Annotated in this window: 10 protein-coding genes; 1 reads left to right on the top strand and 9 read right to left on the bottom strand. The window is 72.5% G+C overall.

Annotated features, from left to right (window positions below; translation table 11 throughout):
* Positions 1 to 65 precede the first annotated feature (65 nt).
* The 9 genes from GCL84_RS12210 to wrbA all read right to left on the bottom strand — a co-directional run bounded on the left by GCL84_RS12210 (position 66) and on the right by wrbA (position 8,943).
* On the bottom strand, positions 66 to 1,049 hold the full coding sequence (locus tag GCL84_RS12210) for a glutathione S-transferase C-terminal domain-containing protein (protein ID WP_156755559.1): 984 nt from the start codon (positions 1,047 to 1,049) through the stop codon (positions 66 to 68).
* Positions 1,028 to 2,248: a hypothetical protein gene (locus tag GCL84_RS12205; RefSeq protein WP_156755558.1), complete on the bottom strand. Its 1,221-nt coding sequence runs from the start codon at positions 2,246 to 2,248 to the stop codon at positions 1,028 to 1,030. Before GCL84_RS12205 ends, GCL84_RS12210 begins: the two co-directional genes overlap by 22 nt.
* A 166-nt stretch (positions 2,249 to 2,414) precedes the next feature.
* Positions 2,415 to 3,752, bottom strand: coding sequence for an NAD-dependent epimerase/dehydratase family protein (locus tag GCL84_RS12200; RefSeq protein WP_156755557.1), 1,338 nt, complete (start codon positions 3,750 to 3,752; stop codon positions 2,415 to 2,417).
* Positions 3,753 to 3,897: 145 nt separating this feature from the next.
* Positions 3,898 to 4,944 carry a methyltransferase gene (locus tag GCL84_RS12195; protein WP_156755556.1) on the bottom strand — a complete coding sequence of 349 codons (1,047 nt, stop codon included), beginning with the start codon at positions 4,942 to 4,944 and terminating at the stop codon, positions 3,898 to 3,900.
* 11 nt (positions 4,945 to 4,955) lie between these two features.
* Positions 4,956 to 5,789, bottom strand: coding sequence for an aldo/keto reductase (locus GCL84_RS12190; RefSeq protein ID WP_156755555.1), 834 nt, complete (start codon positions 5,787 to 5,789; stop codon positions 4,956 to 4,958).
* Between the two features lie 122 nt (positions 5,790 to 5,911).
* Complete coding sequence (locus tag GCL84_RS12185; protein ID WP_235926172.1) at positions 5,912 to 7,132, bottom strand: acyl-CoA dehydrogenase family protein; 1,221 nt, start codon at positions 7,130 to 7,132, stop codon at positions 5,912 to 5,914.
* Positions 7,133 to 7,177: 45 nt separating this feature from the next.
* The gene (locus tag GCL84_RS12180; protein ID WP_156755553.1) at positions 7,178 to 7,585 is read right to left on the bottom strand and encodes a YybH family protein; all 408 of its coding nucleotides are present in this window, start codon (positions 7,583 to 7,585) and stop codon (positions 7,178 to 7,180) included.
* A gap of 16 nt (positions 7,586 to 7,601) precedes the next feature.
* Positions 7,602 to 8,123: a flavin reductase family protein gene (locus tag GCL84_RS12175; protein WP_197523193.1), complete on the bottom strand. Its 522-nt coding sequence runs from the start codon at positions 8,121 to 8,123 to the stop codon at positions 7,602 to 7,604.
* 205 nt (positions 8,124 to 8,328) lie between these two features.
* The gene (gene wrbA, locus GCL84_RS12170) at positions 8,329 to 8,943 is read right to left on the bottom strand and encodes an NAD(P)H:quinone oxidoreductase (RefSeq protein ID WP_156755552.1); all 615 of its coding nucleotides are present in this window, start codon (positions 8,941 to 8,943) and stop codon (positions 8,329 to 8,331) included.
* A 96-nt stretch (positions 8,944 to 9,039) separates the two neighbouring features.
* Here wrbA and GCL84_RS12165 point away from each other — a divergent pair, with 96 nt between their 5' ends.
* On the top strand, positions 9,040 to 9,525 hold the full coding sequence (locus GCL84_RS12165; protein WP_156755551.1) for a MarR family winged helix-turn-helix transcriptional regulator: 486 nt from the start codon (positions 9,040 to 9,042) through the stop codon (positions 9,523 to 9,525).
* Position 9,526: the final 1 nt, after the last annotated feature.

Here is a 9,526-nt window from a genome sequence, read left to right as displayed (position 1 = left end):
TGGTCCGGGGCGGCGCCGGCGTCTCGGTGTGTTGAGTGCGGTGCTGTCCTTGTTGTGTCCCGGTTTCAGGCGGTGGCGCGGCCCGCGGGTGGGACCGGCTCCTTCGGCGGACCCGGCGGTGTGCCGTCGCCGAAGGGTCGGCCGCCCAGGGACTCGCGACCGTGCGGGGTGAGCCACAACGACCCGTCCGGGCCGCCGGGCAGGATGTGGTTCGGGTTGGACTCGTCGAGCACCAGGTGGTAGTGGCGGTTGATGTGGTCGAAGTCCACCGTGTCGCCGAAACCGGGGGTCTGGAACAGGTCGCGGGCGTAGGCCCACAGGTTCGGCAGCTCCGCCAGCTTGTTCCGGTTGCAGCGGAAGTGGCCGTGGTAGACGAGGTCGAACCGCGCCAGGCTCGGGAAGAGCCGGACGTCGGGCTCGGTGATGGTCTCGCCCATGAGGTAGCGGCGGGTGGCCAGCCGGGCCTCCAAGGCGTCCAGGCGGGTGAACAGGGCCTGGAACGCGCGGTCGTAGGCCGCCTGCTCCTTGGCCATGCCCACCTCGTAGACGCCGAGGATGATGTCGGCGTGCAGGTCGGCGTTCAGGGCGTCGATCTCCTCGCGGAGGGCCGCCGGGTAGAGCTCGGGCGCGCCGGGGCGGTGCAGCGGGCGCCAGTCGGTGGCCAGGTCGAGGGTGATGGTGTCGAAGTCGTTGGTGACCACGTGGCCGCTGCGGACGTCGACCACCGCGGGCACCGGGAAACCGCCGTCGTAGTCCGGGTCCGCGGCCAGGTACGGCTCACTGACGTAGCGGACCCCGAGCACCGGGTCGCGGCCGTCGGGGTCGAGGGTGAACCGCCAACCGCGCTCGTCCTGGATCGGGTCGACCACCCCCAGCGACAGCGCGTCCTCCAGGCCCAGCAGTCTGCGGGAGATCAGCACCCGGCCGGCGAACGGGCACGCCCGGCTGGCCAGCAGCCGGTAGCGGCCCGCTTCGACCGGCCAGGGTGAACCCGCGCGGACGCGGGCGTCGAAACGGCTGGCGGTCATCACCGGTTCGTCGGTTCCCATGCCACCTCCTGGTTGTCCTCGGTCGAGACTGGCAGATCCGGCGCGGCCGCGCCGGACCGCCTGCCGGTGAACAGCAGCACCGCCGCGACGGCGTTCAGCGCGGCCAGCGCCAGGCACAGCGCCACCAGTCCGCCGATGGCCACCATCACCCCGGCGATCACCAGGCTGCCTGCCGCGCCCGCGGCCCCCATCGCGAACTCGCCAAGCCCCTCGGCCCGCGGCCGCAGCGGCTCGGGGGTGACCTCGATGAGCCACATGCTGCCGCTGATCAGGTGGGCGTTCCACAGCAGCGCCACCAGCACCAACAGCACCAGGTCCACCACCAGGTTCCCGCTGAGCAGGCCGAGCAGCATCAGCGCGGCCATGCCCACCATCGCGACCAGCGCCAGCCGCTGCGCACCCAGGCGGGCGGCGAGCGCGGCGGACAGCGGCGCGAAGCCGAACATCGCTCCGATGTGGACGGCCATGACGACCCCGACCAGGTCCAGCCCGGCGCCGTGGTGCTGCAGGTGGTTCGGTGCGGCACCCATCAGCGCCACCATGGACAGGTTCCCGATGCCGAGCACCGCCAGCGGCCGGACCCGGCCGGACACCCGGACCGGGTGGTCGGTGCGCGGCGGCTCGACCACCGGCGTGGTCTGCCCGCGCAGCCCCAGGCCGATCAGCGCCGCGATCGGGAACACGACCACGGCGAGCAGGTGCAGCGCGGTCTCCGGGGCGAACCCCAGGGCCGAGGCCACCGGACCCAGCGGCCCCAGCAGCAACGGCCCCACCACCGCGCCGATGGTCACCGCGCCCACGGCGATGCCGATGGACCGGGCGACCTTCTCGCGCGCGGCCACGTCAGCGGCCACGTAGCGGCCCAGCATCACCCCGGTCGTCCCGGCGCCCAGCAGCACGGAGCCGATCAGCAGCGCCGCCATCCCCCACTGCGGGGAGAACACCGCGATGGCCGCGCCGAGCGCGGCGGCGAGGTAGCAGGCGAGGATGCCGTACATCCGCCCGCCGCGGCGCATCACCCAGGCCGCGGCCGGTCCGGACACGGCGGACCCGGCCACCAGGGCGCCCATGGCGACGGACCCGGAGGCCGCCGACCCGGTGATCAGCTCGGCCAGCAGCGGCCCGGAGGCCGCGCCCGCCGCCAGCCCCAGTGATCCCACGACCTGGCTGACGCACAGTAAGACCAGCGCACGGTTCATCACGACACTCCTAAGACAAGGATCGGCAACAGGGGACTCGGCAACCAAGAGACACAGCAAGGACAACGAAAGCGGCCGGTGGCCAGCCCGCGGGACGACAGCGGGGCGGCCACCGGCCGTGTGGCAGACAAGGTGTGCGCCGCGGCGGGCGTCCGGACCGGCGGGGTCACCGCTCGGCCCACCAGCGCACCCGGTCGTCGACCATCCGGTCGGTCGGGCTCATCGTGGAGCGCATGGTGGAGGACAACCGGGCGACCAGCCGGACGATGGGCGCGGGCGCCTGCGCGAGCATCCCCTCCAGCAGCGTCTTGGCCAGCCGGTCCACGGCCTCCTGGACGGCCGCGGGTTCCCCGGCGGCGCTGTGCCGGTCGATCCGGTCCATCAGCCGCCCCGCCACCGTGGGCAGCCGGAACCGGACCGGGACCAGGTCGATGGCCGGGGACGAGGACGGCACGGCCAGCGGCGCCTCGAAGGCGTTGAGCAGCGCGCTGGCGCCCGAGGTGCCCATCGGGCCCGCCAGGTCGGGACACCCGTCGTGCCCGTCGGAGTCGTCGGCCAGCGGCACCGCCGCCAGCCCCTCCTCGGCGAGCGCCCCCAGCACCAGGTCGAACGCGCGCACCGGGTGGACCAGGTCGCGCACCGCGTGCAGCCCGGAGGCCTCCTCCCCCGCGCCCAGGGCGGTGGCCAGCAGCAACCGCGCGCACTCGCGGGCGGACTGGATGTGGAAGCGGTGCCCGGTGTCCGGCAGCCACACCACCGAGTCCCGCTCCCCCGCCCGGATCAGCCGCTCGACCAGCGGCGCGGGGTCCACGACGTGCGCGGCCCTGGCCACGGCGGTGCGCAGCAGCCCGCGGGTGGCGGCGTCGGCGACGATCAGCTCGGCGACGCGCTCGGCGGCGGTGACCGAGTCGCGGGAGTAGGGCATCAGCGACCGCTCGGTCGAGCCGAGGACCAGGGCCCCCACCCGGCTGCCGATCGCCGCCTCGACCACGTGCCGGGTGCCCAGGATCGTGGTGGTCGCCCGCTCCGGGCCGGGGTCGTGGCCCAGGCCGTAGTCGCTGTGGCCTGGGAGGTGGAAGACGATGTCGGGCCGGGCGGCGCTGAAGACCGCGGCCACCGCGGTCCGGTCGCGGACGTCCACCACGTGGTGCTCGACGGGCCCGGCGGGGGCCGTGGGGGTCGCGGCGACCGTGCTCAGCACCCGGGGGCCGAGGTCGAGCAGCGCCGCGCACAGCGCCGCCCCCACCTGGCCGGACGCGCCGGTCACCAGGATCCTGCGGTGCGCGATGAGGTCGTGGACGCGCACGACCGGGATCGCGATGTCGCGCTCGGCGGCGTCCAGGAAGCGCCGGTACTCCGCGGCTCCGTGCCGGTGCAGGCGCACCAGGGCGGTGGACAGGCCACGCAGCCGCTCGCGGGTGCCCGGGTCGACCGGCGCACCCCGCGGTGGGGTCGCGGATCGCAGTTCCGCGAGCACCTGCTCGATCTCGCGCGCTCGTCGCATCCCTGTCGCCTCACCCACCGGACCGTTGTCGCTCTGACGGTAGAAAGAACCGCTCTTCAGGCGGTCTCAGCCGCGAAGAGCGCGGGTGGTGGGCAACCCGTCCGGCCGTCCCACCACCCGTCCGCCCCGGGGCGGCCGTGCGCCCCTACGCGCCTCCCTTGATCCCGCTGATCACGCCGTGCGGGGTCCAGGTGTCGCCGGGGGCGCGGTGCACCTCGGCGAAGCCCGCCGCGCGCAGCCACTCCTCGTAGTCGCTCCAGGGGTAGATCATGCTGCGCGGGGCGGTGAGCGTGGCGAAGTACGCGTTGTCCAGCGCGGAGTACAGCGGCCCGTCGCCGGAGTCGTCGGACATCACGTTGAACACCATGACCTTGCCCCCGTCGGGGAGGGCGGCGTGCGCGAGGCGCAGCAGGTCGATGTTCTGCTCAGCCGACCAGATCACCAACTGGTTGGCGAAGAGCACCGCGTCGTGGCCCGCCGGGTACTCGTCGTGGAAGATGTCCAGCGGGGCGAGGTCGATGCGGTCGGACAACCCCGCCTCGGCGATCTTGCCCCGGGCGATCTCGATCGCCCCGGGCAGGTCGACCACGGTGAACCGCACACCCGGGTTGGCCCTGGCCAGGGCGATGGCGTTGACGCCGTCGCCGCCGCCGACGTCGAGCACCCGGGACACGCCGGTCAGGTCGGCCTTGGCCACCAGGACCGGGTTCGACAGCCGCGACCACGACCGCATGGACCGGTAGAACAGCGCTTCGAGGTGCGGGGTCTCCGGCAGCCGGTGGTAGAGGTCGTCGCCCTCGCCCGCGAACCGGGCCAGGCCCGCGTTGGTGTTCGAGCGCAGCGACTCCACCAGGTCCGACAGCGGCAGGTAGACCAGCTCGGCCTCGAAGGCCACGATGTCGGCGAAGATCTCCCACGAGCCGTCGGTGAACATCTCCGCGAGCACCGGGGTGTTGCGGTGGCGGCCGTCCTCGGTCACCTCGGTCAGGCCGAGGGAGGTCACACCGAGCAGCAGGATGCGGGTCGAGCGCTCGGACAGACCCAGGGCCGGGCCGATGTCCGCGGCGGGCAGCTCGCCCTTGTCCTGCAACAGCCCGAACAGGCCGAGTTCGACGCCTGCGCGCAGCATCTGGAAGGCGGCGGCGCCGAACAGCGGGCCGACCAGGTCCTCCCTGGATGAGATCTTGGTCATCGGGACTCCTCTCAGGACACGTCGAACAGGGTGCCGGGCACGGGGTTGCAGCGCTGCTCGCCGAGCGCGCCCAGCGTGGCCATCTGGGCCGCGTCCAGGGTGAACCCGGTGAGGTCGAAGTTCGCCCGGATGCGGTCGTCGCGCTCGGACTTGGGGATGACGACCACGCCGAGCTGCAGGTGCCAGCGCAGCACGACCTGGGCCGGGGTCCGGTCGACGGCGCGGGCGATCGCCACCACGTCCGGGTGCTGCAACAGGCCCTGGTTGCGCCCGATCGGGCTCCAGGCCTGGGTGATGACGCCGCGCTCGGCGTGGGCGGCGCGCAGCTCGTCCTGCGGGAACATCGGGTGCAGCTCGACCTGGTTGACCGCGGGCACGACACCGGTCTCCTCGGCCAGCCGGTCCAGCTCGGGCACGCCGAAGTTGGACACGCCGATCGACCGGACGCGACCCTCCTCGCGCAGCCGCACCATGGCCCGCCAGCTATCGACGTACTTGCCCAGCGCCGGGCGGGGGAAGTGGATGAGGTACAGGTCGACGGTGTCGAGGCCGAGCTTGTCGGCGCTGCGGTCGAAGGCGCGCAGGGTCTCGTCGTGGCCGTGGTCGTCGTTCCACAGCTTCGTGGTGACCACGAACTCCGAGCGCGGCACGTCGGAGTTGGCGATCGCCTTGCCGACGCCCTCCTCGTTGCCGTAGGCCGCGGCGGTGTCGATGAGCCGGTAGCCGGTCTCGATGGCCGAGTTCAGCGGCGCGACCACGTCCTCCGGGGAGATCATGAAGACGCCGTAGCCGATCTGCGGGAGCGTGGTCCCGTCGTTCAGTTCAAGGTGCGGCACAGGGGGCACGGGCTCTGTCCTCTCGGGCTAGGTCGTGTTTCGGGAGTCCGTTCGATGAGAGTCGTGATCGGGGTGGTTCCAGGGGCCGCATCCGGCGCGGCTATCGCGGACAGCGGCTTCCGAAACACGACCTAGCTGTAGCGGGCGGGCTCGGGGACCTCGTCCAGCAGCCGGAACAGCCCGACCTCGCGGCGCTGGTAGGCCACCGGGTGGTGCAGGGTGTGCGTGCGCACGTTGCGCCAGAACCGGTCGAAGCCGAAGGAGTTCGCGGTGGAGCGGGCGCCGGTGACCTCGAAGATGCGGCTGGTCACCTCCAGGGCGACCTCGTCGGCGCGGGCCTTGACCGCGGCGGTGCGGACCTTGTGCTCGCCGCGCATGCGCGGGGTGACCGAGAGCCGGTCGCGGTGCAGGGCCAGGGCCTCCTGGGCGACCTGGTCGGCGAAGGCCTCCGCGGCCCAGACCTTCGCGGTCAGGTCACCGATGGTGTCCTGCACGCGGGGCTCGTCCACCGTGCGGTCGTAGCCGCCCCAGCCGCGCTTGCCCTGGGTGTACTCGATCGCGGCGTTGAGCGCGCCGTTGGCCACGCCCAGCCACAGGTTCGCGAACAGGAGCTGCCCGATGGGGATGTTCATCGTCATGTAGGGGTGCGGCTGGAACTTCTTGTCGGTGAAGCCCAGCGCGTCCTCCCACGGGACGCGGACGTCGCGGATGGACACGCCGCCGCTGTCGGTGAGCCGCTGGCCCATGTTGTCCCAGTTGTCGTGGTAGACGATGCCGGGCTGGTCGGTCGGCACGACGCCGATGACGTGGTCGCCGTTGTCCAGCACGCCTTCGAGCACGGTGTGGTCGGAGACCTTCACCCCGGTGCAGAAGCTCTTCTTGCCGCTGAACACGAGGTGCTCGCCCTCATCGGTGGCCACCACGTCGGCGTCGCGCGGGTTCAGTGCGCAGCCGAAGAACCAGTTGCCGCGGGCGGTGTCGCGCTCGACCCGCTCGATCTGCTCGGCGGTGCCGACCATGCGCGGCAGCCAGCACCAGGTGTAGTGGTCGCCGACGAGCTGGCCGATCGACCCGTCGGCCGAGCCGATGGCGCGGACGACGCGGTAGGCGGTGGGCCACTCCTGGCCGCCGCCACCGTGCTCGGCGGGGCCCAGCAGGGTCGCCAGGCCCGCGTCCTTGATGACCTGGACCTCCGCGTGCGGGGTGCGGTGGTCGCGGTCGCGCTCGGCGGCGCCCACGGCGATCACCTGGGCGGCTTCGTGCGCGCGGGCCACCCACCCGTCGGGGGTGGTGGGGTGCTCGGACCACTCGGGGTGCTCGGTGTCCGCGGGTGCGGGAAGGGTGCTGGTCACGATCATCTCCTTCTGTCGGGCGTGGACGGCGGGCCCGGCGGCGGGTCAGGCTTGCGGCGTGGTGGTGCCGTGCGGGTTGTCGATGACCGAGCGCCAGAGGCCGTCCGCGCCGCGGCGCAGGACGTCGGTGCTGGAGCCGGTCAGGCACAGGTGCGAGCCGTCGGGCGCCTCGCCCTCCACCCGCCAGTCGGCGATGATCAGCGCGGTGTCGTCGGCGACGTAGACGTGCCGGTCCTGGATGTCCATGGGCAGGCCCAGGGCCAGGAAGTCGGCCACCGCCTGCCGGGCGTCGGCCCCGGTGACCCCGTCGCCGGGGCCGCGGACGAAGACCGCCTTCGGGTCCATTGTGGCCACGACGGCGTCCGGGTCGCCGGAGTTGAACGCGCGGGCGAAGTTGGCGGTGTGCTCGTGCGGGTCGGCGACCGGCGCGAAGGTGTCGGTTGAGGGGGCCATGGGTTTCCTCTCGTTGTCAGGCGGTGACGGCGGGCTCGGGCCAGGCCGAGTAGGACCGCAGCCCGTAGAGCAGGGGGCGCCGGACTCCCCGGCGCAGCACACGTTCGACGGTGCCCATGACGACCGTGTGGTCGCCCACGGTCTCGGAGCGGACCACCGCGCAGTCGGCCACGGAGTGCGCCGCCGAGCGCAGGTGCGGGCCGCGGGCCTCCTCGTCGACCGTCCACTCGACCCGGTCGAACCGGAACGGGTCACCGGAGGCGAAAAGCTCCGCGGTGCGCCGCGCGTCGTGTTCGAGCAGGTTGACCGCGAAGGTCGCGCGGTCGAGGACCGCGGCCAGGGTCGGACTGGCGGTGCGCAGGCACACCAGCAGCGTCGGCGGTTCGACGGTCACGCTGCACACCGAGGAGCAGGTCATCCCCCACGGCGCCCCGTCGTCGGACAGGGCGGTCACCACGGACACGCCGGTCGGGAACCCCGCCATGAGCGCACGGAAGTCGTCCTCCCGCACGTCCTGGGGTTCATTTCGGTCTGACATGGACACCGCCTCTGCCGGTAGGGGGCCGCGCACGGCCCTCACGGACTCGCGATCACCTCGCCACCCACGCTATGAGCGCGTCCTCTCGCCCCACTCTCCGCAGCCTCTCCCCCGCCTGATCGCCCGCAAACGCGTCACGGCCGCCGGGCGAGCCCGGCGGCCGTGACGTGGGTTTTCGGTTGTGCTGCGTGAGGTGCGGTACCGCTCAGGCCCCGGGCCGGACGGCCTTGAGCGCCTCTGCGACGCGGGCGAACCTGCCGCCGTGGAACTCGGCGGCGGCCTGGACGTGCTTGCGCAGGTCCTCGTCGGTGTGGGTGGCGCTGATGCCGTACGGGTTGCCACCGGCGGCGTGGATGATGTCGTAGTCGGCGTAGCCGGTGGGGACGATGATCGAACCCCAGTGGTGCATGACGTTGTAGAGGGCCACCAGCGTGGTCTCCTGCCCGCCGTGCAGTTCGTAGCTGCTGGTGAAGCCGGTCGCGGCCTTGCCCACCATGACGCCCTCGTTCCACAGCCCCGACGTGGAGTCCAGGAACTGCTTGAGCTGCGAGGACACGTTGCCGAAGCGGGTGGGCGTGCCGAAGGCGAAGCCGTCGGCCCAGCGCAGGTCGTCCGGGGTGGCGACCGGGATGTCGGCGGTGGCGTCCAGGTGCGCCCGCCACTCGGGGTTCTTGTCGACCTGGTCGTCGGGCACCAGCTCGGCGGCGCGGCGGAGCCGGACCTCGGCCCCCGCGGCCTCCGCGCCGCGGACGATCCCCTCGGCCAGTCGGTGGATCGTGCCCGTGGACGAGTAGTAGATCACCGCAATCCGAGCAGCCATCGTTCACCTCTCAATGATTTGTTTTCGAACTGTTGTTGTACGAACAGTACGTGGAGGACTATTCTCATGTCAACTGTTGCGAGCTAGACTTCAGGGATGACGAACGCTCAGGAGCAGGCGTGGGGCGCGGTCTACCGGTTCACCGCCATGGCCAACACCCGACTCGACGCCGCCTTGCGCACCGAGAGCGGCATGTCGCTGGCCGAGCACGAGCTGCTGGCCACCCTGGACGCGCACGGCGGCACCGCCCGGATGGGCGAACTGGCCAAGGCCATGGTGTTCTCCAAGAGCGGCACCACCCGGCTGGTCGCCAAGCTGGAGGAGCACAACGGCTGGGTCGTGCGCACCCTGCGCCCGACCGACCGCCGGGCCACCTGGGCCGAGCTGACCCCGCGCGGCCACCAAGCGCTCGCCACCTCGCGCCCGGTGTACCAGGCCGCGGTGGCCGCGGTGTTCGGCGACCACCTGCCCGACACCGACCTGGTCCGGATGGCGGGCGGCCTGGAGCACGTCATCGGCGCCAACGGGTGGTCCGCCGACCCCGGCACCTGTTCGGACAGCTTCGCCACACCGGGGCCCTGAT

This window comes from Actinokineospora pegani, from assembly GCF_009745975.1.
Lineage (GTDB): Bacteria > Actinomycetota > Actinomycetes > Mycobacteriales > Pseudonocardiaceae > Actinokineospora > Actinokineospora pegani.
Note: the sequence above shows the minus strand (reverse complement) of the source record. Positions and strands in the feature narration are given on the sequence as shown.

What these genes read in the sequence shown, in the direction of transcription:
- GCL84_RS12210 (WP_156755559.1), bottom strand. Translation starts at nt 1,049, where the DNA reads ATGGGAACCGACGAACCGGTGATGACCGCCAGCCGTTTCGACGCCCGC.
- GCL84_RS12205 (WP_156755558.1), bottom strand. Translation starts at nt 2,248, where the DNA reads ATGAACCGTGCGCTGGTCTTACTGTGCGTCAGCCAGGTCGTGGGATCA.
- GCL84_RS12200 (WP_156755557.1), bottom strand. Translation starts at nt 3,752, where the DNA reads ATGCGACGAGCGCGCGAGATCGAGCAGGTGCTCGCGGAACTGCGATCC.
- GCL84_RS12195 (WP_156755556.1), bottom strand. Translation starts at nt 4,944, where the DNA reads ATGACCAAGATCTCATCCAGGGAGGACCTGGTCGGCCCGCTGTTCGGC.
- GCL84_RS12180 (WP_156755553.1), bottom strand. Translation starts at nt 7,585, where the DNA reads ATGGCCCCCTCAACCGACACCTTCGCGCCGGTCGCCGACCCGCACGAG.
- GCL84_RS12175 (WP_197523193.1), bottom strand. Translation starts at nt 8,123, where the DNA reads ATGTCAGACCGAAATGAACCCCAGGACGTGCGGGAGGACGACTTCCGT.
- wrbA (WP_156755552.1), bottom strand. Translation starts at nt 8,943, where the DNA reads ATGGCTGCTCGGATTGCGGTGATCTACTACTCGTCCACGGGCACGATC.
- GCL84_RS12165 (WP_156755551.1), top strand. Translation starts at nt 9,040, where the DNA reads ATGACGAACGCTCAGGAGCAGGCGTGGGGCGCGGTCTACCGGTTCACC.